General features: G+C 71.3%; 22 protein-coding genes. 14 read left to right on the forward strand and 8 right to left on the reverse strand.

Annotation, left to right across the window (positions count from 1 at the left end; translation table 11 throughout):
* The first annotated feature begins 21 nt into the window (after positions 1 to 21).
* Together ACZ6S8_RS30100 and ACZ6S8_RS30105 are read left to right on the forward strand one after the other, a co-directional pair.
* Positions 22 to 1,959 carry an APC family permease gene (locus ACZ6S8_RS30100; RefSeq protein ID WP_469460570.1) on the forward strand — a complete coding sequence of 646 codons (1,938 nt, stop codon included), beginning with the start codon at positions 22 to 24 and terminating at the stop codon, positions 1,957 to 1,959.
* Between the two features lie 81 nt (positions 1,960 to 2,040).
* Complete coding sequence (locus ACZ6S8_RS30105; protein WP_469460571.1) at positions 2,041 to 2,214, forward strand: hypothetical protein; 174 nt, start codon at positions 2,041 to 2,043, stop codon at positions 2,212 to 2,214.
* A 20-nt stretch (positions 2,215 to 2,234) separates the two neighbouring features.
* Here ACZ6S8_RS30105 and ACZ6S8_RS30110 read toward each other — a convergent pair whose 3' ends face one another.
* Positions 2,235 to 2,858 carry a CBS domain-containing protein gene (locus tag ACZ6S8_RS30110; RefSeq protein ID WP_469460572.1) on the reverse strand — a complete coding sequence of 208 codons (624 nt, stop codon included), beginning with the start codon at positions 2,856 to 2,858 and terminating at the stop codon, positions 2,235 to 2,237.
* A gap of 274 nt (positions 2,859 to 3,132) precedes the next feature.
* Between ACZ6S8_RS30110 and ACZ6S8_RS30115 the strand changes: the two genes are divergently transcribed.
* The 3 genes from ACZ6S8_RS30115 (at position 3,133) to ACZ6S8_RS30125 (ending at position 6,798) form a co-directional block, all read left to right on the forward strand.
* Positions 3,133 to 4,041 (forward strand): universal stress protein, encoded by a 909-nt coding sequence (locus tag ACZ6S8_RS30115; RefSeq protein WP_469460573.1) that lies wholly within the window; start codon positions 3,133 to 3,135, stop codon positions 4,039 to 4,041.
* A complete protein-coding gene (locus tag ACZ6S8_RS30120) occupies positions 4,038 to 4,919 on the forward strand; it encodes a universal stress protein (RefSeq protein ID WP_469460574.1) in 882 nt (293 codons plus the stop codon). Before ACZ6S8_RS30115 ends, ACZ6S8_RS30120 begins: the two co-directional genes overlap by 4 nt.
* A gap of 160 nt (positions 4,920 to 5,079) precedes the next feature.
* Positions 5,080 to 6,798: a sensor histidine kinase gene (locus ACZ6S8_RS30125; protein WP_469460575.1), complete on the forward strand. Its 1,719-nt coding sequence runs from the start codon at positions 5,080 to 5,082 to the stop codon at positions 6,796 to 6,798.
* 9 nt (positions 6,799 to 6,807) lie between these two features.
* Here the strand turns inward: ACZ6S8_RS30125 and ACZ6S8_RS30130 are convergent, their stop codons facing one another.
* The 3 genes from ACZ6S8_RS30130 to ACZ6S8_RS30140 all read right to left on the reverse strand — a co-directional run bounded on the left by ACZ6S8_RS30130 (position 6,808) and on the right by ACZ6S8_RS30140 (position 10,519).
* Positions 6,808 to 7,497 (reverse strand): response regulator, encoded by a 690-nt coding sequence (locus tag ACZ6S8_RS30130; protein ID WP_469460576.1) that lies wholly within the window; start codon positions 7,495 to 7,497, stop codon positions 6,808 to 6,810.
* A gap of 44 nt (positions 7,498 to 7,541) precedes the next feature.
* On the reverse strand, positions 7,542 to 8,027 hold the full coding sequence (locus tag ACZ6S8_RS30135; RefSeq protein ID WP_469460577.1) for a Crp/Fnr family transcriptional regulator: 486 nt from the start codon (positions 8,025 to 8,027) through the stop codon (positions 7,542 to 7,544).
* Positions 8,028 to 8,158: 131 nt separating this feature from the next.
* Complete coding sequence (locus tag ACZ6S8_RS30140; protein ID WP_469460578.1) at positions 8,159 to 10,519, reverse strand: phosphoketolase family protein; 2,361 nt, start codon at positions 10,517 to 10,519, stop codon at positions 8,159 to 8,161.
* 307 nt (positions 10,520 to 10,826) lie between these two features.
* Here ACZ6S8_RS30140 and ACZ6S8_RS30145 point away from each other — a divergent pair, with 307 nt between their 5' ends.
* The 5 genes from ACZ6S8_RS30145 to ACZ6S8_RS30165 all read left to right on the forward strand — a co-directional run bounded on the left by ACZ6S8_RS30145 (position 10,827) and on the right by ACZ6S8_RS30165 (position 16,027).
* Positions 10,827 to 11,249 (forward strand): DUF1003 domain-containing protein, encoded by a 423-nt coding sequence (locus tag ACZ6S8_RS30145; protein ID WP_469460579.1) that lies wholly within the window; start codon positions 10,827 to 10,829, stop codon positions 11,247 to 11,249.
* Between the two features lie 153 nt (positions 11,250 to 11,402).
* Positions 11,403 to 12,083 carry a helix-turn-helix domain-containing protein gene (locus ACZ6S8_RS30150; protein ID WP_469460580.1) on the forward strand — a complete coding sequence of 227 codons (681 nt, stop codon included), beginning with the start codon at positions 11,403 to 11,405 and terminating at the stop codon, positions 12,081 to 12,083.
* Positions 12,080 to 12,835, forward strand: a complete 756-nt coding sequence (locus ACZ6S8_RS30155) for an HAD-IA family hydrolase (RefSeq protein ID WP_469460581.1) — start codon at positions 12,080 to 12,082, stop codon at positions 12,833 to 12,835. The genes ACZ6S8_RS30150 and ACZ6S8_RS30155 overlap by 4 nt, the downstream gene beginning before the upstream one ends.
* Entirely contained in the window at positions 12,832 to 15,231 is a 2,400-nt protein-coding gene (locus ACZ6S8_RS30160) for a glycoside hydrolase family 65 protein (RefSeq protein WP_469460582.1), read from the forward strand. The genes ACZ6S8_RS30155 and ACZ6S8_RS30160 overlap by 4 nt, the downstream gene beginning before the upstream one ends.
* Before the next feature lie 169 nt (positions 15,232 to 15,400).
* Complete coding sequence (locus ACZ6S8_RS30165; protein WP_469460583.1) at positions 15,401 to 16,027, forward strand: flavodoxin domain-containing protein; 627 nt, start codon at positions 15,401 to 15,403, stop codon at positions 16,025 to 16,027.
* 72 nt (positions 16,028 to 16,099) lie between these two features.
* On the opposite strand, the gene ACZ6S8_RS30170 is transcribed toward ACZ6S8_RS30165, so the two are convergent.
* Both ACZ6S8_RS30170 and ACZ6S8_RS30175 read right to left on the reverse strand, forming a co-directional pair.
* Positions 16,100 to 16,975, reverse strand: a complete 876-nt coding sequence (locus ACZ6S8_RS30170; protein ID WP_469460584.1) for a universal stress protein — start codon at positions 16,973 to 16,975, stop codon at positions 16,100 to 16,102.
* Positions 16,976 to 17,213: 238 nt separating this feature from the next.
* Positions 17,214 to 18,083, reverse strand: a complete 870-nt coding sequence (locus ACZ6S8_RS30175; RefSeq protein WP_469460585.1) for a universal stress protein — start codon at positions 18,081 to 18,083, stop codon at positions 17,214 to 17,216.
* Between the two features lie 406 nt (positions 18,084 to 18,489).
* Here ACZ6S8_RS30175 and ACZ6S8_RS30180 point away from each other — a divergent pair, with 406 nt between their 5' ends.
* Genes ACZ6S8_RS30180 through ACZ6S8_RS30190 form a run of 3 tightly spaced genes read left to right on the forward strand, consistent with a single transcriptional unit; the run spans position 18,490 to position 22,870 of the window.
* Positions 18,490 to 19,392, forward strand: a complete 903-nt coding sequence (locus ACZ6S8_RS30180) for a universal stress protein (protein ID WP_469460586.1) — start codon at positions 18,490 to 18,492, stop codon at positions 19,390 to 19,392.
* The gene (locus ACZ6S8_RS30185) at positions 19,392 to 20,258 is read left to right on the forward strand and encodes a universal stress protein (protein WP_469460625.1); all 867 of its coding nucleotides are present in this window, start codon (positions 19,392 to 19,394) and stop codon (positions 20,256 to 20,258) included. Before ACZ6S8_RS30180 ends, ACZ6S8_RS30185 begins: the two co-directional genes overlap by 1 nt.
* Positions 20,258 to 22,870, forward strand: coding sequence for a cation-translocating P-type ATPase (locus ACZ6S8_RS30190; protein ID WP_469460587.1), 2,613 nt, complete (start codon positions 20,258 to 20,260; stop codon positions 22,868 to 22,870). The genes ACZ6S8_RS30185 and ACZ6S8_RS30190 overlap by 1 nt, the downstream gene beginning before the upstream one ends.
* A gap of 672 nt (positions 22,871 to 23,542) precedes the next feature.
* On the opposite strand, the gene ACZ6S8_RS30195 is transcribed toward ACZ6S8_RS30190, so the two are convergent.
* Positions 23,543 to 23,800 carry a hypothetical protein gene (locus ACZ6S8_RS30195; protein WP_469460588.1) on the reverse strand — a complete coding sequence of 86 codons (258 nt, stop codon included), beginning with the start codon at positions 23,798 to 23,800 and terminating at the stop codon, positions 23,543 to 23,545.
* Between the two features lie 208 nt (positions 23,801 to 24,008).
* Positions 24,009 to 24,236 carry a hypothetical protein gene (locus ACZ6S8_RS30200; protein WP_469460589.1) on the reverse strand — a complete coding sequence of 76 codons (228 nt, stop codon included), beginning with the start codon at positions 24,234 to 24,236 and terminating at the stop codon, positions 24,009 to 24,011.
* 361 nt (positions 24,237 to 24,597) lie between these two features.
* Between ACZ6S8_RS30200 and ACZ6S8_RS30205 the strand changes: the two genes are divergently transcribed.
* The gene (locus ACZ6S8_RS30205) at positions 24,598 to 26,022 is read left to right on the forward strand and encodes a hypothetical protein (protein ID WP_469460590.1); all 1,425 of its coding nucleotides are present in this window, start codon (positions 24,598 to 24,600) and stop codon (positions 26,020 to 26,022) included.
* Positions 26,023 to 26,065 lie beyond the last annotated feature (43 nt).

A 26,065-nucleotide genomic window follows, 5' to 3' on the forward strand; every position in this document is an offset into this window, starting at 1 on the left:
CGTACGACAGGAGCACCCACGATGGCCACCCCGGCCCGCTCCACGCGCCTGCGCGCGTGGATGCTGGAAGGCTTGACCGCCGAGAACAGTTCGCCCGCCGCCAAGGAGGCGGCGGCCCAGCCCCACGGTCGGCCGTGGTGGCGGGTCATGTGCCTGACGGGCCTCGACTACTTCTCCACCCTCGGCTATCAGCCCGGCATCGCCGCCCTCGCGGCCGGACTGCTGTCGCCTCTGGCCACCATCGTGCTGGTGCTCCTCACCCTCTTCGGCGCGCTGCCGGTCTACCGGCGGGTGGCCGAGGAGAGCCCCCACGGCGAAGGCTCCATCGCGATGCTGGAGCGGCTGCTGACGTTCTGGAAGGGGAAGCTGTTCGTCCTGACCCTGCTCGGGTTCGCGGCAACCGACTTCCTGATCACCATCACGCTCTCGTCCGCCGACGCGACCGCACACTTGGTGGAGAACCCACACCTCACCAGCACCCTGCACGGCCACGAGGTCCTGATCACCCTCATCATGATCGCCCTCCTCGGCGCCGTCTTCCTCAAGGGCTTCAGCGAGGCCATAGGCGTTGCCGTCGTCCTGGTGGCCACCTACCTCAGCCTGAACGTCGTCGTGGTGGCCGTCGGGCTGTGGCAGGTGATGGCCGAACCCCACGTCATCACCGACTGGACGACCGCGCTGACCACCGAGCACGGCAACCCCTTCATGATGATCGCCATCGCGCTCATCGTGTTCCCGAAGCTCGCACTCGGGCTCTCCGGTTTCGAAACGGGCGTCGCGGTCATGCCGCACGTCAAGGGCGACCCCGAAGACACCGTCGAAAAGCCCGCGGGCCGGATCCGGGGCGCCAAGAAGCTGCTGACGACCGCGGCCATCATCATGAGCGTCTTCCTGATCAGCTCCAGCTTCATCACCACGCTCCTCATCCCCGCCGACCAGTTCAAGCCAGGCGGCGAAGCCAACGGCCGCGCCCTCGCCTACCTCGCCCACGAGTACCTGGGCTCCGCCTTCGGCACCATCTACGACATCTCCACGATCCTCATCCTCTGGTTCGCCGGCTCCTCCGCCATGGCCGGCCTGCTCAACCTGATGCCCCGCTACCTGCCCCGCTACGGCATGGCCCCGCACTGGGCCCGGGCCCTGCGCCCCATGGTCATCGTCTTCACCCTGATCGCCTTCCTGGTGACCTGGATCTTCGACGCCGACGTGGACGCGCAGGGTGGTGCGTACGCCACCGGCGTCCTGGTCCTCATCACCTCGGCTGCCGTAGCCGTGACCATCGCGGCCCGTCGGGCGGGGGAGCGCGGCTGGACCATCGGCTTCGGCATCATCTCCGCGGTCTTCATCTACACGACGGCCGTCAACGTCGTGGAGCGCCCCGACGGCGTGAAGATCGGCGCCTGCTTCATCGGCGGCATCATGGCCCTGTCCCTCCTTTCCCGCCTCGCCCGCGTCTTCGAGCTGCGCGTCACCCACGTGGAACTGGACGACATGGCGCAGCGGTTCGTCCGCGACACCGCCAACCGCACCATCCGGTTCATCGCGAACGAGCCCGACAACCGGGACCGTGCCGAGTACCGCGAGAAGGTCGAGCAGATCCGGGCGGACAACGACATCCCACCCGGCGACGACGTCATGTTCGTCGAGGTCACCGTCCTGGACGCATCAGAGTTCGAGTCCGGCATGCGGGTGCGCGGCGAGGTGCTCCACGACCGCTACCGCGTCCTCACCCTGGAGAGCTCCAGCATCCCCAACGCCCTGGCAGCGCTGCTCCTGCACGTCCGGGATGCGACCGGGCAGCGCCCCCACATCTACTTCGAGTGGACCGAGGGCAATCCGATGGCCAACTTCCTCCGCTTCTTCCTCTTCGGCCAGGGCGAGGTCGCCCCGGTCACCCGCGAGGTCATCCGCGAGGCGGAACCCGACCGCACGCGCCGCCCCCACGTCCACGCGGGCTGACCCCGGCCGTCGACGTCAAGATGCCGACAGGGATCGCGCCGGACCCTCGCCAGGGTGGGGGTCCGGCGCGATCCTCACTACGTGACCATCGACTGGCTCCCCGACCGCGGTATCCGCCGGGCGACCCTCACCCTCGGCGCGGCCGGCCTGCCCGTCATTGGCGCCGGGATCCTCTTGGACGCCATGTGGCTGCTGGGCCTGGGCGTCTGGGCGGTGATCGTCGCGATGACGGTCGAGCTCATCTACCGGCCTTGAGGGCTCAGCAGTACGCGGCGTCACCGAGGGCCGGTGCCGGTACCGCGATCCGGCGGGGCGCGGCGGGAATCGTCGAACCGCGGGGTGAGCCGGTCGGTCACCGAGACGACTCCGTCCACCTGCCGGGCCAGCCGCAGAACGACGGGAATCTGGCTGCCTCTTGCCAGGAGGCCGTCCAGGGTGACGAGCCCGTCCACGACGTGCACCTCCACCGCGCCGGAGGCGATACCCATGGTCTCGCCGAGCACGTCCTCGATCAGGCAGCGCCGTATCTCGTGGTCCGGGCGCAGGAACACCCGGAGCAGGTCCCGTCTGGTCACGATGCCGACCAGGCGGCCCTCCTCGTCGACGACAGGGATTCTCTTCACGCCGCGCCGGGTCATGAGGCGGGCGGCTTCCGTGACGGTCTGCTCGGCATGGATGGTGACGGGGGGCGCCGACATGACTTCCCGGGCGGTGTGGTCACCGCGGACGAGGAGATCGGTTCGCGAGACGACCCCGATGACGCGGTCGTCCTCGTCCACGACCGGCAGCCCGCTGATGTCGTGTTCGACGAGCAGCGCGGCCACGTCCGCGGACGGAGTGCGACCGACGACCGATACGACCTCGTCGGTCATCAGGAAGCCGACTTTGGCGTGCCTCATGTGGGGCCCTCCCATCGGCGCCCAGGCGCGCCGTGCGGAGCGCCTCACCAGCCACCATCCGCCCTGCCCTGCCCGCGGCGCGAGGGCCGAACGGTCCTGCGCCCGGACTGACCGGTCCCGGGCACGGTGCCCGGAGTCGCGCCGTCGCCGAAACGCTGCGAGGCCTGCAAGGGACGTTCGGTCCCTTCGCCGGCCCCTGTGGCCCGCTCCTCGCGCCGGCCCTGGTGACAGCCTGGAGGGACACCCTCGACGTTGTTCGGCAGAGGAGGAAGCCATGGAAGGCGCCACTCAAAAGCGTCCGGACCTCGGCTCGGTCGTCGTCGGCGTCGACGGGTCCGAGACCGCGCGGAGGGCCGCATTGTGGGCCGCGGCCGAGGCAGCCCGACGCAACAGCCCGCTGCGCATCTTCTACGCCGCAGATACCGCCGACCGGATCTTCTACCTGTCGGCGGAGACCGCCGAGCGGGTCCACGTGGCCGGCCGGGACCTGCTGGAGGCTACGGCCCGCGCCGTCTCGGAGCGATTTCCGGCGCTTGGCGTCACCACGGAGTACAGCCGCCGGGACCCGGTGTCCGGCCTGCACCGGGTGGCGGCGAAGCACGGCACCACCGTGGTCGGTCACCGGGGGCTGGGCGGCTTCGATTCGCTGCTGCTGGGATCGGTCGGTCTGGGAGTCGCGGCAGGAGCCACGACCCCCGTCATCGTGGTGCGCGGAGGTGGGGAGCATGATCAGAACGCGGTGGTGCTGGCTGCGGTGCGCGACGAATACGACCTCGAATGCGCCCAACACGCCGCCCGCGAAGCCGAGCTGCGCAAGGCGACGCTGCGCCTGCTGACTGTGTGGAACATCCTTCAGTACGCCGGAAGCGTCGTCACCATGCTCGATGATGTCGACGAGTTCGCCGGCCGCCATTTCCGCAGCCTGGAGTCCGTCGCCGCCCGCGTGCGCGAGGAGTTCCCCACACTGACGGTGGACGCGGATGCCGAGAAGAGCGTGTCGGTGGCTTCCGTCCTGGTCGAGGCATCCGGCCACGCCGCCCTGCTCGTCATGGGAGGCCGCCGATCACCCGGTTGCTTCGGGCCCACCCTGGGCCGCGTCACGCACAGCCTCCTGCACCACGCGCACTGTCCCGTCGAGCTCATTCCACGCCACGATGAGGAGCAGGGGAGCGACGCGTCATGACGGCTGCCGCGGAAAGACGGGACATCGGGGAGGGACGTGAAATCGCGGTGGGGATCGACCCCGCCGGAGGGTGGCTCCTGCCCCTTGCCTGGGGAGCCGACGAGGCACACCGCCGCAAGGTCCGGCTCCGCCTGGTCCTGGCCGTACCCCCGCCGTACGACCCCGGCCTGGCCGACGACGACAGCGCGCGGCACAACGCCGTGCGACGGGCCGACTCGGACGCCCTCGAAGAGGCCGCCGCATGGGCGCGTGAGCGTCATCCCGGCACGGATCTGGCGACCGTCTTGCGTGACGGTGATCCGGTACCCGTCCTCTGCGGGACGTCCAGACACGCCCGCATGGTCGTTTTGGGTTCGAGCCGGCTGAACCGGCCGCAGGAGATCTTCAGTGCCTGCTCCGTTGTTCTGCCCGTCACCGCGCAGGCCTCCTGCCCGGTCGTCGTCGTGGGCGCCGGCGGAGGCGGCAGCCGGGAGCCGTCCCATCTCGTCGTCGGAGTCGACGGCAGCGAGTCCTCGAAGATGGCCGTGGCCATGGCCTTTCAGGAGGCCGGCCTCCGCGGCTGCGAGCTGCACGCCGTGTCGGTGTGGCAGCCACCGGTCTATTCGTTCCAGAACGAGACCGCGGCCGTCAGGGCCCAGCACCGCATGCTGACCGACACGATCCGAGGCTGGGTACAGGAGTACGAGGACGTCAAAATCACCGGCGAGGTCCCGACCGGGCACCCGGTCGAATGCCTGGCCGAGGCAGCGGAGCACGCCTCTGCCCTGATCGTGGGCCGCCGGGGCAGGGGCGGCTACTCGGGCATCCGGCTCGGCTCGGTCGCCCACGGGCTCCTGTACCGCGCGGACTGCCCGGTGATCGTCATTCCGGGCGGGTAGACGGGGGCCGCTCAACCGCCGGGGGGCCGCATGCAGTCGAGATCGGCTCGGGCGTCTCGTGCTCACCGCACACGGTCCGGAAAGTGATGGTCAGCCTGGTGGTAGGACTACGCTGAAGTGGGCGGATCCGCAGAGCCCCTTGATGGCGCCGGAGGTGTCCATGGTCGGGGACGATCGCGAGGCGGCGGAGAGCCACATCCCACAGCGCAGCCTGGACGCGCTCCAGGCCCAGATCGCCGACGCACGGGACAGCCGCGACCGGCTGACCGGGCTGCTTGAAGCAGTCATGTCGGTAGGGCAGGAACTGGACCTGCCCCAGGTGCTGCGCGGGATCGTGGAGGCCGCAGTCGTCCTCGTGGACGCGGAGTACGGTGCGCTGGGCGTGGTGGGGGACGAGGAGCGACTCGCCGCGTTCATCCCGGTGGGCATCAGCGACCAGCTCCGGGCGCGGATCGGAGCCCTTCCAGCCGGCCACGGACTGCTGGGCGAGCTGATCAGGCACCCGCAGCCGCTGCGCCTGGCGGACCTGTCGGAACATGCGGCCTCCTCGGGCTTCCCGGAGCACCACCCGCCGATGCGCTCCTTCGCCGGCGTACCGATCCGGATCAGGGACGAGGTGTTCGGCAACCTCTACCTGACGGAGAAGCGCGGCGGCAAGGCTTTCGACGCGGAGGACGAAGGCGTCCTGTTGACCCTGGCGGTCGCCGCCGGCGTCGCCATCGACAACGCCCGCCTTTACGAGGAGGTCCGGCTTCGGGAGCGCTGGCTGGCCGCGAACTCCGACTCCACCAGCGCCCTGTTGTCGGGCTCCTCGGAGACAAAGGTGCTGGAGGGCATGATGGACCGGGCCCGGTCCATCATCTCGGCCGAGATGTGCGTCTTCTACCAGGTCGAGCCCAGCGGCGAGCTGCACGGCTCGCTGGCCCTGGGCGAAGGCGCCGAGGCGCACCGCGGGGTCGTCCTGCCGGGCAGCGAGGGGATCCTCGCGGGTCTGGCCTCGGCGCGGGACGGCCTGATCACCTTCGCGGATGTGGCCACCGATGCCCGGGTCGCGGTCCAACCGGACGTCTGGACGGGATTCGGGCCGGCTGTGGCGGTCACGGTGGGCACCCGGGACATGCTGAGGGGGGTGCTGATGCTGGCACGGCAGACCGGGCGCCCCTCGTTCGCCGCGGCCGAGGTCGCGCCGCTGCCCGGGTTCGCGGGGCAGGCCGCCCTCGCGCTGGAACTGGCCGACCGGCGCCGGGACACCGAGCAGGTCAGCCTGCTCGCGGACCGTGAGCGGATCGCCCGCGACCTGCACGATCTCGCGATTCAGCGCCTCTTCGCGACGGGGATGACCCTGCAGAGCGCCCAGCGGTTCGTGGAGCACCCCGTGGCGTCCGAGCGGCTGGGCCGCTCGATCGACGACCTGGACGAGACGATCAAGATCATCCGTTCCACGATCTTCGGACTCCGTGACCACGAGGCGCACCCGGACCACCCCGCCAGACTCCGGGTCCGCGCGGTCCGGGCCGTGGGCGATGCGGCGGCTGTGCTCGGCTTTGCTCCCGCCCTGCGGATGGAGGGCCTGATCGACACCGATGTGCCGCCCGAGGTCGCCGAGGACGTGGTCGCCGTTCTCGTCGAGGGGCTCGCCAACATTGCCCGGCACGCGCGGGCGGCTCGGGCGGAAGTCGCCATCATCGTTGCAAAAGGCACGCTTGTTGTGACGGTGAGTGATGACGGTGGCGGTATCACGAACGGTGGCAGCTGGAGCGGACTGCGGAATCTGACGGAGCGCGCCGAGAGCCGCGGGGGCAGGCTGTCGGTCGCGCCGCGACCGGACGGCGGCGGAACCTGCCTGGAGTGGCATGTGCCGCTCGGCCCTTCCGGGTGAGCGAAGGCGTCAGCGGCTCGGTTCGTCACGCTCGCGGACCTCGGCGGCGATGACCGCCGCCTGAACGCGCCGCTCCACGCCCAGCTTGGCGAGCAGCCGCGAGATGTGGTTCTTGACCGTCTTTTCCGACAGGAAGAGCCGCTTGCCGATCTGCCGGTTGGTGAGGCCCTCGCCGACGAGCTCCAGGACGGCGCGCTCGCGCTCGGTGAGAACCGCCAGCCGCTGGTCCTCGGGCGGCTTCCCGGCGGTGGGGTCCCGGAGCGAGCGCATGAGGCGCGCGGTCGTGGCCGGGTCGAGCATCGACTGTCCCGTCGCCACCGTGCGGATGGCGGCGACCAGGTCCGAGCCCCTGATCTGCTTCAGGACGTACCCGGCGGCGCCGGCCATGATGGCGTCGAGGAGGGCGTCCTCGTCGTCGAACGACGTGAGCATGAGGCAGGCGATGTCCGGCATGCGTGAGCGCAATTCCCGGCAGACGGTGATGCCGTCGCTGTCGGGCAGCCGGACGTCGAGCACCGCGACGTCCGGCTGCAGAGCCGGCCCCCGGGCCAGCGCCTGCGCGGCCGTCGCCGCCTCGCCCACCACCTCGATGTCGGGCTCGGCGTCCAGGAGATCGTGCAGCCCCCGGCGGACGACCTCGTGGTCGTCGAGGAGGAACACCCGGGTGGGGGCCGGAGCGGCAGCTGGTGCATCGGACATCCGTGCCACACCCTCGGGTCGGGATAGGTCTGAGGTCAATTGTCTCAGATGCTGCTTCCGCTGCCGTGGGGCGCGTACAGGTCGAGGATCCGGATCTGCGCGGAGACGAGCCGGTGGGCGAGCACCTGACCCACCCACTGCCACATCTCGGAGGCGAGCGCGGGATCGTCGTGCATCAGCTCGCGCACGGCGGCGGCGTCGAACTCGTCGGTGCGTACCGGTGTCATGGCCTCGGCGCCGAAGTGCCAGGTGTAGGGGCGGAACAGCCAGGACCATCCGACGAGCTCGCCGGGGCCGACCGTCTCGACGACCGCGGCCTGCCGACCGGGGACATGGACGTCCATGCCGACGCTGCCCGACCGGATGACCCAGAAGTGTCCGGTGTGCCCGCCCTGGTTGAAGAGCCGCGCGCCGGCGGGGAAGTGCGCCTCGTGGGCCAGTGCCAGCAGGCTGCCGCGGTGCTCCGGGGACAGGGCGCGGGTGAAGCGGTCGGGGGAGGAGGTGAGCCGGTGGAGGGAAGAGGCGCTCATGACGGTTCTCCGTTCGGTTCACGCCCACCCTCTGCCGGTGGCGGCCGACGGGGGAAGGGCCGTTCGGTCCCCATTGCGGCCCGGGCGGCCCACCTGCCCCGCCGCCCCGTCCGTCCCGCCTCGGCCGGCGCTCAGTAGGGCCAGGACCAGTCCGCGACTTCCGGCAGGTCGGTTCCGTGGAGGCGGATCCAGTCGTGGTGGCGGATCCGCTGGTCGGACATGCTCTGCCGCAGCCCCGCCGCCCGCCTGGCGAGGCCGGGGACGCGGTCGATGACGTCCATGACGAGCCGGTAGCGGTCGAGGTCGTTGCGGACGACCATGTCGAAGGGGGTGGTGGTCGTGCCGGACTCCTTGTAGCCGCGGACGTGCAGGTTCGGGTGGCCGGTCCGGCGGTAGGCGAGGCGGTGGATCAGCCACGGATAGCCGTGGTAGGCGAAGACGACGGGCCTGTCGGTGGTGAAGAGCGCGTCGTACTCCGTGTCCGTCATCCCGTGGGGATGCTCCTCCCGCGGCATCAGACGGGCGATGTCGACGACGTTGACCACGCGCACGGCCAGCTCCGGCAGGTGCCGGCGCAGCAGGGCCGTGGCGGCGAGCACCTCCAGGGTCGGCACGTCCCCGGCACAGGCGAGCACGACGTCGATCTCGCCGGACCCGTCGCCCGTTCCGGCCCACTCCCAGATACCGGCGCCCCGGGCGACGTGGGTACGCGCTTCGTCCATGGACAGCCAGTCGTGGCAGGGCTGCTTGCCGGCGACGATCACGTTGACCTGGTCGCGGCTGCGCAACGTGTGGTCGGCCACCGCGAGGAGGGTGTTGGCGTCCGGCGGCAGGTAGACGCGCACGACACCCGGGCTCTTGTTGAGGACGTGGTCGACGAATCCGGGGTCCTGGTGGGAGAAGCCGTTGCTGTCCTGGCGCCAGACGTGCGAGGTGAGCAGGTAGTTGAGGGAGGCGACGGGCGCGCGCCAGCTCAGCTCGCGCGCGCTCTTCAGCCACTTGATGTGCTGGCCGACCATCGAGTCGACGATGTGGGCGAAGGCCTCGTACGTGGAGAACAGGCCGTGGCGGCCGGTCAGGAGGTACCCCTCCAGCCAGCCCTGGCAGACGTGCTCGGAGAGGATCTCCATGACCCGGCCGTCGCGGGAGAGGTTCCGGTCGGTGGGCTCCGTCATGCCCTGCCAGGCCTTGCCCGTCACGTCGTACAGGTCGTCGAGGTGGTTGCTCGCCGTCTCGTCCGGCCCGACGACCCGGAAGTCCCGCCGTCCGGCCGTGTCCCTCATGACCTGTGCGAGGTAGCGGCCCAGGACGCGGGTCGGCTCGTGCAGGGTGCTGCCCGGCTTCTCCACGGGGACGGCCCACGCGTCGAGCCCGGGCAGCGGGAGCGAACGCAGCAGCCGGCCGCCGTTGGCGTACGGGCTGGCGCCCAGACGGCGCTCACCCTCCGGTACGCAGGCCAGCACGGAGGGCGCCGGACGGCCGTCCGCCCCGAAGAGCTCCTCGGGCCGGTAGGAACGCATCCAGCGCTCCAGCTGCCTCAGGTGGCCTGGGTCCTCGCGGACGCCGGCGAGCGGCACTTGGTGCGCGCGCCAGGTGCCCTCCACCGGTTGGCCGTCGACGGCCGCGGGACCCGTCCAGCCCTTGGGGGTCCGCAGCACGATCATCGGCCACCGCGCGCGTTCGCCGCCCGGCGCGGTACCCGCGGCCCGGGCTTCCCGCTGGATGGCGTGGATGCGGTCCAGGGCCTGGTCCATGGCTCTGGCCATGGCGGGGTGGACGAGGGCGGGGTCACTGCCGGAGACGTAGAGGGGCTCGTGCCCGTATCCGCGCAGCAGGGCGTCGAGCTCCGCCTCCGGGATACGTGAGAGCACGGTCGGGTTGGCGATCTTGTAGCCGTTGAGGTGCAGGACTGGCAGGACGGCGCCGTCGTGGACCGGGTCCAGGAACTTGTTGGAGTGCCAGGAGGCTGCCAGCGGACCCGTCTCCGCCTCGCCGTCGCCGATGACACAGGCCACCAGCAGCCCGGGACGGTCGAACGCCGCCCCGTACGCGTGGGCCAGCGAGTAGCCGAGCTCGCCGCCCTCATGGACGGACCCCGGTGTTTCCGGGGCGACATGGCTCGGCACGCCGCCGGGGAAGGAGAACTGTCGGAACAGCTCGCGCATCCCGTCCGCGTCGCGGCCGATGTCCGGGTAGGTCTCGCTGTACGTGCCCTCCAGCCAGGAGTTGGCGAGCACGGCGGCCCCGCCGTGGCCGGGCCCCCACACGCACAGGGCATCCAGGGAGCGCTCCTTGATCACCCGGTTGAGGTGGGTGTGGACGAAGTTCAGGCCGGGCGCGGTGCCCCAGTGGCCGAGCAGCCGCGGCTTGATGTGCTCCGGCCGCAGCGGCTCGGCGAGCAGCGGGTTGTCCAGGAGGTAGATCTGGCCGGCGGCCACATAGTTCGCGGCGCGCCAGTGCGCGTCCAGCTCCGCGATTCGGTACGTGGTCATGAGTGCTCCTTCGGACCGCGGGCCGGGGCATGCGTCGGCTGAGCCGATGCCTGACACGCTGCTCGCACGGGCTCGGGGAGGGAAGGGCAGGACCGGCCCCCGCACGGGGGCCGGTCGGCCCCTTCTGCCGGGGCGCGACGGGGCGGAGTGTGGGGCACCCGGTCGTGTGACGGTTGCGAGCCAGGGGTCCGCTGCGGCCACCACGGGCGAGGGCGGGCTACCGCAGGACACGTGGAAGGGTGGCCGATTTGAGGCGGTGCGGGCTATTGACGCGATGCAGGGGCCTGAACCCCAGGAGGCAGGCCAGGTGAACGGAACTGATACCCGGGCACGGCATCATCCGGTGGTCGTCGCACACCGTACGAGCCTGGCGGCCGACGTCCAGCTGCGTGTCGCCGACGCGATCACGAAGTTCGCCGGCTCCATGCCGTTCGTCTATCTCCACGCGGTCGCCTTCACCCTCTGGATGCTGTTCGTGGAGGCCAACCCCTGGCCGATGCTGACGCTCGCCGTTTCCCTGGAGGCGATCTTCCTGTCGACGTTCGTGATGATCGGCCAGAACCGGCAAGCGGCGTTCCAGCAGGCGAAAGCCGACCACGACTTCGTCGAGCAGGAGCTGGAACTCAAGACCAACACGGAACTCACCCGGGCCATCCACGCGATGACCACGGAACTCCACCGTCGCCTGGTACCCGGAACGGCCCAGGAGAGCGGACCCCTCGAACGCTGAAGACGCCGAGGCCCGCACTGCGTGGAAGCAGGCCGGGCGGGCCAGGGGAGGGGGCCGACCGGCCCTGTCCACGGGCCGGCCGCAGGTACAGCCTGAGGTAGACGCCCACGGGACCTCCTGTGCCGGCTTCGACATGGGAAGGGTGTGACGATCATGGGAAAGACCGCAGCAGGATCATCCCCGATCAAGGTCCCCGTTGCCCGCGGCGACCTCGGACGGCGCGTGACCGCCCGCCGCGAAGAGCTGGGAATCACGCGTGAAGAGCTCGCGGAAAGCTGCGGCGCGGCCGCGTCGTACATCGCCTACGTGGAGGAGCGGGCGGCGGCGCCCAGCATGAGCATGCTCGTCAGTCTCGCGGACGGCCTGGGGACCACCGTCTCCGAGCTGACCGGGAGAACGACCGACAGTCCCCCCGGCATGGGAACCGCGATGCGCGATTCCGAGCTGACGGTGCTGAACGAGCCCGAATGCCACCGGCTGATCTCCACCCACGGCATCGGCAGGATCGGATTCTCCGGCCTGGAAGGACTTGCCGTCTTTCCCGTCAACTACGTCGTCGTGGGAGACGAGATCGCGTTCCGCACAGCGGCCAGCTCCCGGCTCGCCGAGGCAGCCGGGACCGAGGTCGCCTTCGAGGTGGACCACATCGACGACGCGATGCGCGAGGGCTGGAGCGTCATGGCCGTCGGTGAACTGTCCGGCGTCACGGACGGCGCGCGCGTCAGCCACCTGTTCTCGGTCGCCCGCTCGCTCCCCTGGGCCGGCGGACCCCGCACGCACTGGATGTCCATCACCCCCACCCGGATCAGCGGCCGCCGCGCGCGATCGGCGTGACGGCGCTGCGTGCCGTCGTGTTCGACACCGACGGCGTCCTGCTCGACTCGGCACGGCTGCACGCCGCGGCCTGGAAGACCGCCTTCGACCACTGTCTGGAAGCCTGGGCCGCGTCAGGGAAGGCACGTCAGCGGCCCTTCGACGCGGACCGTGAGTACCGCCAGTGGGTCGACGGCAAGCCCCGGCTGGACGGAGCGGCCTCCTTCCTGAACTCGCGGGGCATCGACCTGCCGGCCGGCAGTCCCGACAGCGCCCCGGGCACTGACTCGGTCCGGGCGGTCGCGGCGCGCAAGGAGAAGGAGTTCGTCGGCACCCTGGAGGCCGGCGCCGTCGAGGCCTTCGCCGATGTCGCTCCGGCACTCGCCCGACTGCGGGCACACGGCGTGTCCTGCGCCGCCGTGTCGGCCTCGCGGCACGCCCGGCCACTCCTCGGATCAGCCTCTCTCCTGGGATTCTTCGACGTGGTCGTGGACGGCACGGACGCTGCCCGGCTGGGGCTGGCAGGCAAGCCGGACCCCGCCCTGTTCCTCGCCGCGGCAGCACGGCTCGGCGCGGATCCCGCCCGCTGCGCGGTGGTGGAGGACGCCCTCGCGGGTGTCGAAGCAGGCCGGCGCGGCCGCTTCGGCCTCGTCGTCGGCCTCGACCGCACGAAAAGCCCCGTCACCACGCGGGCACTGCGGGACCGCGGGGCGGACCTGGTCGCCGCCGAACTCATCGCCGTCGCCGACACCGTCTGCGGGGCAGGACCGTGACCGCCCCGTGGACCTGGGAGTACGGCCGCTACGAACCCAAAACGGAGCGGCTCGTCGAAGCCCTGTGCACCCTGGGCAACGGCAGGTTCGCCACACGCGGCGCCGCCCCCGAGACCCCGGCGGGCCCCGTCCACTACCCCGCCACCTACGCTGCCGGCTGCTACAACCGGCTCACCTCGCACGTGGCCGGCCAGCAGGTGGACAACGAAGACATGGTCAACCTCCCCGACTGGACGGCGCTGCGGTACCGCTGCATCGCCGACGGCGGACCCGCGGGGGACTGGCTGACGCCCGACGACCCGGGGATGCTGCACTACAAGGTGGTGCTCGACCTGCGCCGCGGGACGCTCACCCGGCACATGCTCTTCGATGACGGCCAGGGCCGCCGTCTCGGCGTCAACCACGTCCGCATCGTGCACATGGGCGACCCGTTCCTCGCAGCCCAACGGACGACGTTCCGCGCGTACGGCTGGAGCGGCACGGTCGAAGTGGAATCAGGACTCGACGGAGCGGTGACCAACGCGGGAGTGGACCGCTACAGCGGGCTCGACGGCCATCACCTCACGGATCACCGGACGGGCTTCGCACCGCACGGCCTGGCCTGGATCGCCTGCCGCACCACCTCCTCCCGCATCGACATCGCCCTCGCCGCCAGGACGGTCACCCGACCCGCCGCACCCGCCGTGACGAGCCGCACCGCGACCGGAACGGTCCAGGCCTTCACGCTGCCCGTGGACCCCGGGCGATCCGCGGTGGTGGTGAAGACCGCAGCCCTGTACACCTCCCTCGACCGGCCCGCCGGGGACCTCGTGGAGCGCGCGATCGAACACGCCTCACAAGCACCTGGATTCCCGGCACTGCTCGCGACACAGCACTCGGCCTGGGAACGGCTCTGGGAAGAAGGCGAGATCAGCGTCTCGGGGGAGAAGGGCCGGATCCTGCGCCTCCACCTCTTCCACGTGCTCCAGACGCTCTCTCCGCACACCGCCGAGCTGGACGTGGGCGTCCCCGCACGGGGGCTGCACGGCGAGGCCTACCGCGGCCACGTCTTCTGGGACGAACTGTTCGTCCTGCCCTACATCACCCTGCACTTCCCCGACGTGGCGCGGGCCCTGCTCATGTACCGCCACCGACGGCTGCCGGCGGCCCGCACCGCCGCCCGGCACGCCGGACAGAGCGGGGCCATGTTCCCCTGGCAGAGCGGAAGCTCCGGCCAGGAGGAGAGCCAGGCCCTGCACCTCAATCCCCGCTCCGGCCGCTGGCTGCCCGACCACTCCCACCTGCAGCGCCACGTCGGCTCCGCGATCGCCCTGAACGTCTGCCGGTACGGACGCGCCACCGGGGACACCGGCTTCATGCACGGCCCGGGCGCCGAACTCCTGCTGGAGATCGCCGCGTTCTGGGCCGGAGCCGCCGTCTACGACACCGGACGAAAGCGGTACCGCATCCGCGGTGTGCTCGGCCCGGACGAGTACCACGACGGCTATCCGGATGCCGCGAGCCCCGGAATCGACGACAACGCCTACACCAACGTGATGGCCGCATGGGTCATCCAGCAGGCACTCGAACTGCTCGACGCGCTGACCCCCGCGCGCCGGACGGAGCTGACCGGCAGCCTCGCCCTGGACCGCACCGCGCTGGAGCGCTGGGACGAGGTGTCCCGCCGTCTGTACGTCCCGTTCCACCGGGGCGTCATCAGCCAGTTCGAGGGATACGGCGACCTTGCCGAGCTGGACTGGGCGGCCTACCGCGCCCGCTACCGCGACGTCCGCCGGCTCGACCGGATCCTCGAGTCCGAAGGCGACACGGCCAACCGCTACCAGGCGTCGAAACAGGCCGACGTCATCATGCTCGGCTACCTCTTCCGGCCCGCCGAGCTGTACGGCCTCTTCGACCGGCTCGGCTACCGGCTCGACGACGCGACATGGCGGGCCACCGTCGCGTACTACCTGCCGCGCACCAGCCACGGATCCACGCTCAGCAGCCTCGTGCACGGCTGGGTACTGGCCCGCCAGAAGGACCCGGACGCCTGGAAGCACTGCGAAGAGGCGCTCCTCGGCGATGTCACCGACATCCAGGGCGGAACCACCGGCGAGGGCATCCACCTGGGCGCCATGGCCGGCACCCTCGACCTGGCGGAACGCGGAGTCACTGGCCTGGAGACCGGCCCCGCAGGCCTGTACGTCGAACCCGTCCCCCTGGGGCAGATCGAGCCCGTCTCCTTCACGCTCTGCCACCGCGGACACCGCGGCGTCCGCATCCGGCTGCTCCCCGGCAGGCTCGGCATCACCGTCCCCGAATCCCTCGAAGGTCCCGTGAACCTCGTGCTGCCCGGGGAACAGGCCGTCGTGGCGGCGGCCGGAGACGAGCACTGGTTCCGTCTTCCGTCGGACTGACCCCCGCACCGCGGAAGTCCCCCTCCCGGACGGGAACGATCCGTGAGGGCCGAACGGCCCCTACAGGCCCCCCCGTGGGCCTACGGGCCCCGCCGTCTCGGACGGCAGTGGAAAGCACCCGGGCGTACCCCGCGCGGGCGGCTCGCAGGAACGACCGAAGGAGGAGCACATGAAAGCGAAAAGGGTTCTGGTCGCCTACGGAAGCAAGCACGGTGCGACCGCCGGGATCGCGGAGCAGATCGGAACCTCGCTGCGCGAGGACGGGATCGACGCGGTCGTGGCCCCCGCCGGCGAAGTCAACGACGTCCGCGGATACGACGGCGTCGTGCTGGGCGGCTCCCTCTACGCGGGGCGGTGGAACGGACGGGCGAGGCGCTGCGCGCAACGCAACCAGCGGCAGCTGAAGCACTGCCCCGTCTGGCTGTTCAGCAGCGGACCGGTGGACTCCTCCGCCGAACAGCAGGACATCCCGCCGGTGCGGGCCGTAGCCCGGCAGATGCGACGGCTCGGCGCCCGCGACCACATCACCTTCGGCGGCAGCATCACGGCCGGTACCCCCGGCCTGTTCGCCCGCGCCCTCGTACGCGAAGGCAAGGGCGGAGACTTCCGCAACCCCGAGCGGATCCAGGCATGGGCCCACCACATCGGTGCCGAGCTCACCGCGGCCGCCGTCGTCCACCTCCGACTTCGGACAATCGAAGCGCACAGCCTGTCCGCGTGGGAACGGGACTGGAAACGAGTGGAACCCGGCTGGTCCGGACGGCTGCCCACCGAATCGGGCGCCGACGACGACTGAGGCCCTGGCGGGCGGAAAGCCCCACCAGGGCCTCAGCCGTTGTCCGGTGTGCAACGCCCCGTCGTGCGGGGGTCACTCGTGGGCGATGACGGCGACGGGCGCGGCGGCGTGGTGCAGGACCGCGTGGGTGATCGCGCCGACGTGGGTGCCGTAGGCGGACCGCCTGATGCGCCTTCCGACCACGACGAGCGCGGCATCCTTGGAGGCGTCCACGAGCTGGATCGCGGGCCGGCCGATACGCACCTCGGGGGTGACTTCCACCGTGGGGTACTTGTCGCGCCAGGGGCGGATCATGTCGGCCACAGCCGTGGCCATCCCGCGCCCGATCTCCTCCTGGGCGCCGAGGCTGAGCACGGAGCCGTAGTCGATGACCGGCGGCGGTGCCCAGCCGTGGAGGACCTTCAGGACGCACCCACGTCGCGATGCCTCATCGAAGGCGAAGGCGAGGAGCGCGTCACAGGGGCGGCCCGTGTCCACGCCCACCACGATCGGGCCGTCGCTACCGACTCCCTTGTCAGGCGTTGCCGGGCCGTGGGCTTCGCGTACGAGGACCACCGGCTGATCGGCTGCCGCAACGGTGTCGGCGCCGACGGACCCGAGGAGGAAGCCGGCGACGGCGCCGAGTCCGCGGGAACCGAGGACCAGCACGTCCGAAGACGCGGCCGCGTGAGCCAACGCTGTGGCCGCAATCCCCGACAGCCGGCTGGAGGTGACTTCCAGATCCGGATACAACCGCTTGATCCCCGCAGATGCTTCACGCAGCAGTCCCTCCGCCCACTGGCGCTGGACCTCGGTGGTCGCGACGGTAAGAGGGGGCCGCTCCAGCCACTCCTCCACGTGGACCAAGGCCAGAGGCACTCCTCGCAAGTCGGCTTCGTGCGCAGCCCATCGGGCCGCCGCGAGGCTTTCGCGTGATCCGTCCAGTCCGGCGGTCACAAGGTGGGTCATGGTGCTCAACTCCCTGAGGTGGCATGTGAGTTCCAGACTCCGCCCCGGACACGGGTTCCGAGAGGGGCCGAGAGGCTCGTTGTGGAGCCGACCGGCCCTTACGGGGCGACGTCCGGGGTGAGCAGCGGCTCTTGACCGCCCTGGTCGAGTCGGAGGGGCGGGTGGTCGTCCGTCATGAGCGCGGCGTACGCGATGACGCGCAGCACCTGGCAGGACGAGGCAGCGGTCGGCCGGGAGGTCAGTCGTGGGCGAGCACGGCGACCGGCGCGGCCGTGTGGTGGAGGACCGCGTGGGCGACCGGCCCGAGGTGTGCGCCCATGGGCGTGCGGCGGATCCGGCGTCCGATGACGACGAGGTCCGCGCCCGCGGTGGCCTGTACGAGCTCCCGTCCCGCTGATCCGATGAACGTCTTCTCCTCAAGCCGCACGTCCGGGAACTTCAGCCGCCACGGCATTAGCATGTCGTCGAGCATCTGGGCGACGGTGCGGTCGACCTCCCGCGCGACCGAGGGCCTGAGGACCGGCGAGTAGCCGGATGCGGAGGGGAGTTTCCAGCCGTGCACCGCCCGCAGCGCGCAGTCGCGGCGTGAGGCTTCCTCGAACGCGAAGGCAAGGACCCTGTCGCAGGCCTGGTGGACATCGACGCCCACGACGATCTCGCCGTACCCGGTGGGGGCAGCGTGCACCCAGCCGTCTCCCGCCCGTACGAGGACGACGGGTGTCTCGGTGGCCGCGAGGGTGGACAGGCTCACGGAGCCGACGATGAACCCCACCACACTGCCCAGCCCGCGGGAGCCGAGGACCAGGAGGCCGGCGTCCCGGGCCTCGGCCGCCAGAGCCGTGGAAGGCCTTCCCGAGAGGCGACGCGTGGAGATCTCCAGACGGGGATACGCCTGCTTCAGCTCGTCGGTGGCGGACGCCAGGACCTCATCCGCCCAGCGGTCGCGCGTCCCGGGATCCCGCTCGGGCACCAGTGTGCCGGAGGACCAGTCCTCGGCGTGGACGATCCGCAGCGGGGCCTGCCGGAGCGTAGCCTCGCGTGCTGCCCAGCGGGCTGCGGAAAGGCTCTCGGGAGTGCCGTCGACTCCGACGGTTACGTGGCGGTTCATGATGGTGGCCTCCTCAGGCTTCGCGGAACACCTCGCTGTCACCAGATGACGGGGCGCGCCCCGCGCTCCGGCGGGATCAGACGGGAACCGTCCGTGCGGCCGTCATCACCGGGCCGACCTGGGTGTGCCTCACCAGCGGACCTCCTGTACGTCGTCTTGCAGGGGCGCGAAAGGCTGGTCAGCACCATCCGTACCAGCCACCATCCGCCCCGGCCGGCGACCGTAACGAGGGCCGAACGGACCTGTGAGGGGGCCGACCGGGTCCGTCTCGCAGACTCACGCCCGCAACCGGGCGCCGGGGAGGGACCAGTCGGCCCGTGAACTGGCCTCTATGGCCCTCCCAGACCATGCGTCCGCGATGCCAGCGTGAGAGGAGAAGCACGATGGCCCTCGATCAGGAGAAACCATGGAAGGCACCACCGCCGGTCCGGAACTCGGGACGGTCGTCGTCGGCGTCGACGGGTCGGAGCCCGCACGCGGGGCAGCCCTGTGGGCAGCGGCCGAAGCCGAACGCAGGCAGACGACCCTGCGCATCGTCCACGCCGCCGACACCGACGGCAGAGCCGTCTACGCATCGGCGGAATCCGTCGAACGGACCCGCGCAGCGGGCCGCGAGCTGCTCCAGGAGACTGCCGCCGCCGTCACGCAACTCCATCCCGATCTGCACGTCACCACGGAGTTCAGCCGCAGCGCACCAGTACCCAGCCTCCACCGGTCCGCCGGCAACCACGGCACCGTCGTCGTCGGCAACCGCGGTCTCGGCGGGTTCACCTCGCTGATGCTCGGCTCCGTCGCCCTCAAGGCCGCAGCCGGCGCCACCACGCCCCTCGCCGTCGTTCGGGGGACGCACCGGGATGTCGAGAGGGGCAGCGTGCTGGCCGGCGTCCGCGACGAACACGACCTCGACTGCGTCCGGTACGCCGCGTGCGAAGCAGAGCTGCGCAAGGCCTCGCTGCGGCTGATGCACGCATGGAACCTGCTCCAGTCCGTCGGCAACGTCGTGAGCATGCTCGACGACGTCGAAGAGATCAGCGAACGCCACGCACACCGCCTGACGGCCATGGCCGACCTGATCCGCGAGGAGTTCCCGGATCTGCACGTCCAGGCGGACGTCGAGCAGAACTTCTCGGTGGCCGGGGCACTCGCCGAGGCGTCCCGGCACGCAGACCTGCTGGTCGTCGGGGGAAGACGCTCCCCGGGCTACATCGGCCGCACGCTCGGGCACGCGACCCACAGCCTCGTGCACCACGCCCACTGCCCCGTGCTGCTCATTCCGCGGCACGCCAACGACCAGGGGAGCGAGTCGTGATCGAGAACATGACAGGCCACGAGATCATCGTCGGCATCGACCCGGTCAGGGACTGGCACATGGCCCTGGCCTGGGCAGCCGACGAGGCACACCGCCGGTCGCTCGGGCTGGGTCTCGCCCTGGCAGTCCCACCGCAACACGACACCCAGCACGTCGACGGAACCGACCACCGCGTCGACCTGCGCCGTTCCGGAGCGGAAATCCTCGAGGCAGCCGCCGCGTGGGCGCGCTCGCGGCACCCCGAACCGGAGGTGTCCACCCACCTGCTCGACGGATTCCCGGCGCCCGCCCTCGGCCGGCTCTCCCACCAGGCGCCCATGGTGGTGCTCGGCTCACGACACCTCAGCCGCACCGAGGAGTTCCTCAGCGCCGGCTCCCTCGTCGTGCCCGTGGTCGCCCAGGCGCACTGCCCGGTCGTCGTCGTGGGCGATGCCGAGCACGTCAGCCAGGAAGCGCCCTACCTGGTGGTCGCAATCGACGGCAGCGAGTCCTCGAAAGCGGCCCTGGCCGTGGCGTTCGAGGAGGCGGACCTACGCGGATGCGCTCTGCGGGCGATCTCGGTGTGGCACCAGCCGCTCCTCTCGTTCCAGGACGAGAACGTCGGGGTGCAGACGCAGCGCCGTGTGCTGTCCGAGACCGTCGCCGGGTGGTCGGAGAAGTACCCCGACGTCGCGCTCACCCACGAAGTGCTGGCCGGTCACCCGGTCGAGGAGCTCGCCGAGGCAGCAGAACACGCCCTGGGTCTGGTTCTGGGCCGACGGGGAAACGGGGGCTACACGGGCATGCGGCTCGGTTCCGTCGTCCACGGACTGCTGCACCGGGCCCACTGCCCGGTCATCACGGTCCCCGTCCCGCGGGGGACCTGATGTCCGCGCCCGCGGCCGGCCAGGCACCCTCGACCACACAGCCGTCCACCGGACTCACCGAGCGCGAGGCCGCACACCTGCTCGCCGAGCACGGCCGCAACGAAGTCGCCGCCCAGCCGGCCACCCCCCTTTACGCGAGGATCCTCGCGCAACTCCGCGACCCCCTCATCATGGTCCTGATCGGCGCGGTCCTGCTCACGATCGCCATCGGCGACCACGCCGACTCCGTCGTCATCGGTCTGGTGATCCTCTTCAACACCACCGTCGGCGTGACCCAGGAGATCCGTGCCGACAACGCGGTGGCCGCCCTCTCGGCCATGTCCGCCCCGGGAGCACGCGTACTGCGAGACAGCACGCCACGTGAAGTCCCGGCCACCGACGTCGTCCCCGGCGACGTGCTTCTCCTCGGCGAAGGCGACATCGTCGCCGCCGACGCCGACCTCACCGAGGCCTCGGCCCTCCTCGTCGACGAGTCCATGATCACCGGCGAGTCCCTCGCGGTGGACAAAGATCCCGGTACGGCCTTGAGCGCCGGAACCGTCGTCGTCCGGGGGAGGGGCGTGGCCACCGTGACGGCAACCGGCGCGGCCAGCGCCCTCGGCCGCATCGCCGCCCTCCTCGACGGGGGGCGCGAGCCGACCCCGCTGCAACACCGCCTCGCCTCCCTCGGCAGGCTGCTTGCCGCCGCCACCCTCGGACTCTGCCTCGTCGTCTTCCTGCTCGGTCTCCTGCAAGGCCTTCCCGTTGGGATCATGGCCGTCACCGCCATCAGCCTCGCGGTCGCCGCGGTACCGGAATCCCTGCCCGCCGTCGTCACCCTCGCCCTCGCACTCGGCGCCCGCCGCATGGCCACCCGCCACGCCCTCGTCCGCCGCCTGCCCGCCGTGGAAACACTCGGCTCGGTGTCGGTCCTCGCCACCGACAAGACCGGCACCCTCACCGAAGGCCGCATGGTGGTCCAGCACGTCTGGACACCCCACTCGACAGCTGACCTCTCCGGCGTCGGCTACGAGCCGAAAGGTGACATCCAGATCGCCAACCGACCCCCGACACGGACCGAATGGGAACCGCTACGCGAACTGCTGACCGCTGCGGCACTCTGCAACGACGCCTCGATCCGGCCCCCGACGGGCCCCGCCCCGCCCGACGACCGCTGGACCGCGATCGGCGATCCCACCGAGGCAGCGCTCCTGACAGCCGCGGCCAAAGCAGGCTGCGCCGCCCAAGCCGACCTCCACGCAAGCCACCCGCGCACGGACGAAGCGCCCTTCGACAGCCTGCGCAAACGCATGACCACCCTGCACACCACGGCCGATGACCGGGTGCTCGTCTGCCTGAAAGGCGCACCCGAGGCGGTCCTGGTCCCCGCCGTCCTCGCCGATGGCACCGGCCTGCTATACACGGCGGAACAGCAGGCCGCGCTGCTGGCAGCACGCGGCTTCCGCGTCCTCGCCATCGCCTCCGGGACACGGGACGCCCTGCCGGACGACGCCGCTCACGCCGAGTCCGGCCTCCACCTGCTCGGCCTGGTCGCCATCAGCGATCCTCCCAAAGCGGAAGCAGCGGGCACCCTCGCCGCCTGCCGGGCCGCAGGCATCACCCCCATCCTCATCACCGGCGACCACCCCGCCACCGCCCGCGCGGTGGCCGCCCAGGTTGGGCTCCTCTCGGGCGGTACCTCGTCCGAGGATGTGGTCACCGGCGCGGACATCGCCGCCGGGCGGGTCGAGGACCTCACCGCCGTCCGGGTGTTCGCGCGTACGAATCCGCAGCAGAAGCTGGACATCGTCGAAGCCTGGCGCTCTCACGGCGCCGTCACCGCGATGACCGGCGACGGCGTGAACGACGGCCCCGCCCTGCGCCAGGCCGACATCGGCGTCGCCATGGGCGCACGCGGCACAGAAGTAGCCCGGCAGGCCGCCGACCTCGTACTCACGGACGACGAACTGTCGACCGTGGTCACAGCCGTCGAGGAGGGACGACGCGTCTACGACAACATCCGCCGCTTTCTCATCTACGGCCTCGCCGGCGGAACCGCCGAGATCCTCGTCATGCTCACCGGCCCCCTCATCGGCCTCCCCCTGCCCCTGCGGGCCGGACAGATCCTCTGGATCAACCTCCTCACCCACGGCCTCACCGGCGTCGCCATGGGCGCCGAACCCGTCTCACCCGGCGCCATGAACAGACCTCCCCGCCCCACCGGACAGCACATCCTCGGAGCCGGCGCCTGGCAGCGACTCCTCCTGCTCGCCACCGTCGTCACCGCCTCCTGCCTCGCGGCAGCCCTCACCGCACGCGCCTGGGACCTGCCTTGGCAGAGCGTGCTCTTCCTCGCCCTGCTCGCCGCCCAGCTCGGAGTCGTCCTGGGCCTTCGAGCCCGTCTCATGACGAGAGAGAACCTGTTCCTCCCCTTGGCCGTCCTCTCCTCCGCACTCCTCGCGGTGGCCGCACTCTACGTACCGGCACTCCGGTCGATCCTGGAAACCGAACCGCTCGACTGGACCGGCATCGGGCTCGCGGCAGCCACAGCCCTGATCGGCTTCATCGCGGCCCGCGTCGCACGGTCAGCGTTCCACAAGCAACCCCGGACACCGCCGCTCACCCACGGCTGAAGCGAAACGGCCTCGGCTGCAGGACTTCGCCTATCAGGCATGGGGAGTCAGAGAGCTCATCAACATGCCAGCTCTGAAGTGCCGCAGTACGGCGCGAGGACAACTGTGACGCCGAACCGGCACCGATGAATGCACCGTAGGCAGGATCGACGCTGCCAACGGCGATCGGGGGAATGGTCAAGACTTGTGGATGAGGAGTGGCTGCCTGCCGGCAGGCGAGTGGACTTGAGTCTCCAGCGTAGAACTACAAGATCACATCAGCCGGGGCGTGTGCTCGTATTAGCGGGGCCCGCTGCCGTGCTGGTGGCGGCCGCCTCGACTCGTGCCCGTTCCGGTCCGGCTCGGCAGCACGGTGGGGCTCTACGCCGGCCCCGACAACCAGCCTCGCGTCCAGCGCCGCCGTGAGGCCGCAGTGACCAAGGCCGCCGCGATACGCCGGGCCCGAGCCGAGAGTGCAGGCCGGAAGGTGGCTGCGCCGCGGCGCCTGAAACAGACGGCGTAACGGCCGATGCCGTCAAAGGCTGGAGCCCTCGTCCTTCAAGCCCCCGCACCCGTCGTCGCCCGGGCCCTTGGCTACCACGACAGGACCACCGTCCACCTCGTCACGGAGGCCGGCGGAACCTGGTGGCGATGCGCCCCCGTTGACCACGCACGGTGACGCCAGGGCCGGCCTCACCGAGTCCAGTTGTGGAAGCGCGCCCGCTTGGGCCCGCACGCACCGTCGGCGAGGGCCTTGTCGTAGCGCCGCTGCACGGCGGCGTCGATCTCGGCCTTCGGCGCCTTCATGGGGACGTAGGCCCCGGAGTAGACGACGCACGATGAATCGTAGACCGGCCACAGCAACCACGACCCGAACGCGACGACGGTGGCCGTCACGGTGAGCACGGCTGCGACTCGGCGGCGTGGCGTGGCGAGAAGACGGAACATCACCAGCGGATGGTACGGAACGACGCGCAGGCAGCGGACGACCGGGGCCTTGCCGGCAACGATGGCACCCTCGGAGACCGCACACGGTGACACCACGACTGACCTCACCGAGGAACACACGGCGCGTCAACATGCGAGCTCACCAGTCCATGGGCTCATGTATGCAGCCGGCACTGACATCCAAGGCGGATGTTCGGTCACACCCGCTCTCTCACTCAGGGAACGAAAGGCCCAGCTCACGCAGGCGGGGCAAGCACACTGCGAGGCATTGCTCCACAGACGCGGCATCGGTTCGCACAAGGACGTCCTCGCGCAACGGCGCTCCACTGGCGACGAAGGTCCAGGGCTTGTCCCTCTCTGTCATCCGCTCAGCGTCGGCCTTGAGCAGCACCGTTACGCCCTGTTCAGCCAGTGCTTCCATCATCGCGACGACGTTCACCGGCACTCTCCCCTCCCCAAGCGCTTCGAACGCGCCATCGGACGAACATACTCACTCCGGGCCGGACCCTGGACACCGCCCGCATTCGACGACACCCCCTGGCGCGGCGCGAATCCCCCTCGCGGAGCGGGCCTCCAACCCGCAGACTTCACACCGCACTTCGTCGACCGCACCCGGCAGCCGTGCGATCGCCCTCGGCGGAGCCGGGCCACGGCTCGCTCGTTCAGGTGACGTCCCTCCTCTCCGCCCCGGCGGGGAGGGGGCCCGGTGCCAGGATGTGGCTCGAAACAGACGTGTGAGCGGCGGGGGATCCACCGAGACCGGGGAGGGGTTCCACCGCGCCGAACAGGGAGGACCGGCGGTGACCGACTCCGTAACGGACGTCCAGGGCCGGACCGTCGGCGCCGTGCTCCTGGTGATCGGCTGGCTGGTCATCGCCTGGGCGCTGACGGCGGCCCACGACGCGGCCTCCGCCGCGTACGCCGGACCGCCGGCCTGTGACGGGCAGCCCATGCGCCCGGGCGACGCGTGCCCCGGCACCGGCTCCCGCAGCGGTACGTACGAGGAGATCGTCAGCCGTGGGACCGTGCACGCGAAGGCGGACGCCTGGAACACCGTCGAGACCGCCGGGTTCGTCGGCGCCGGCCTGGTCTACGCCGGGGCGGCCACCGCCGGGGCCTCCGGCCGGCTGCGGGAGCCGCTGCGCACCGGCCTCGTCCTCGGCGCCGGTACGGTGCCGATGCTGGGCGTCGCCGCGGCCCTCTGGCCGCTCCAGGCCCGGGTGGAGGCGGCGTCGACCGAGCCGGTCGGCTTCTCGGGCGTCCCGGCGGCGGCCCCGACGGCCGCCCTGGTCGTCTTTGCCACGTCGGCCTACCTGGTGACCCTCTGGGCGGGACCCGGCAAGGGTGCGCTCCCGCCGGCGGAGGAACGGCTCGCGGCCCGGCGGCGGGCCGCGACGGCGGCCTTCGACCGGGGCGGGACGGACGACCCCTGGGCCGCCCGGCGGATCACGGATCCGCTCCCGGCGCACTACCCGGTGTTCGTCGTACGCGGCTCACAGGCGCTGGGAGCCGCGCTGTTCGCGGTGTCCTGCCTGCTCGGCGCCGCCCTCCGTACGGGCTCGGCCGACCTGCCCGGCTGGCTCCCCGCCCTCGGCGCAGGTGTCGGCGGGCTGCTCTTCACCGTCCACGGGGTGCGCTTCCCGCGCCGCGGCGCCGGCCCGGTCCGCTGGGGCTACGCGGCGGCCGCCCTGCTCGCCCTCGCCGCCGCGGCGGGCGAACTGGCGGCGCTGTCCGCGGTGACCTGGTCCGGCCTGCTGAACGCCGTCGCCTTCGCCGGCGCGTTCTGGACGCTCGCCTCCTGGTTCGGCACGACCCTGCCGAACCCGCCGGTCGCGGGCCGGATCGTGTACGCCGCCGTGGGCGTCACCCAGCTCCAGACCGCGGCCGTGGTGGCCGCCGCGGCCGGTGCGCCCGCGTCGCCGGTGGCGGCCGAGGTGGCCGCGTACGTCACCACCGTCGTCGTCCTCGCATGGGCCTGCACGTCGTTCGACCGCGCGTCGAAGACGGAGGCCCTCGGCGCGGTGCCCCCGGGCGTCTCCGTCGCCTGCTGTGCCGCTTCGTCGCTGCTGCTGGCCGTCACCGCCTACCGCGCCGCCGTCGCGGACGCGGGGTGGTTCGTGTGGGCGATCGCGGCTGCCAGCGCGCTGGTCGGCGCCGCCCACGCCTACGCGGCGGCCACCCGGGTGGCCGCCGCGGTCCGGTCCTCGCCGTCGAACAGCGGCTGAGCACGGCCAACAGGGCCTGAGGCGCGAGGGGTTGCCTCGACCC

Source organism: Streptomyces sp. NPDC048461, from assembly GCF_055587105.1.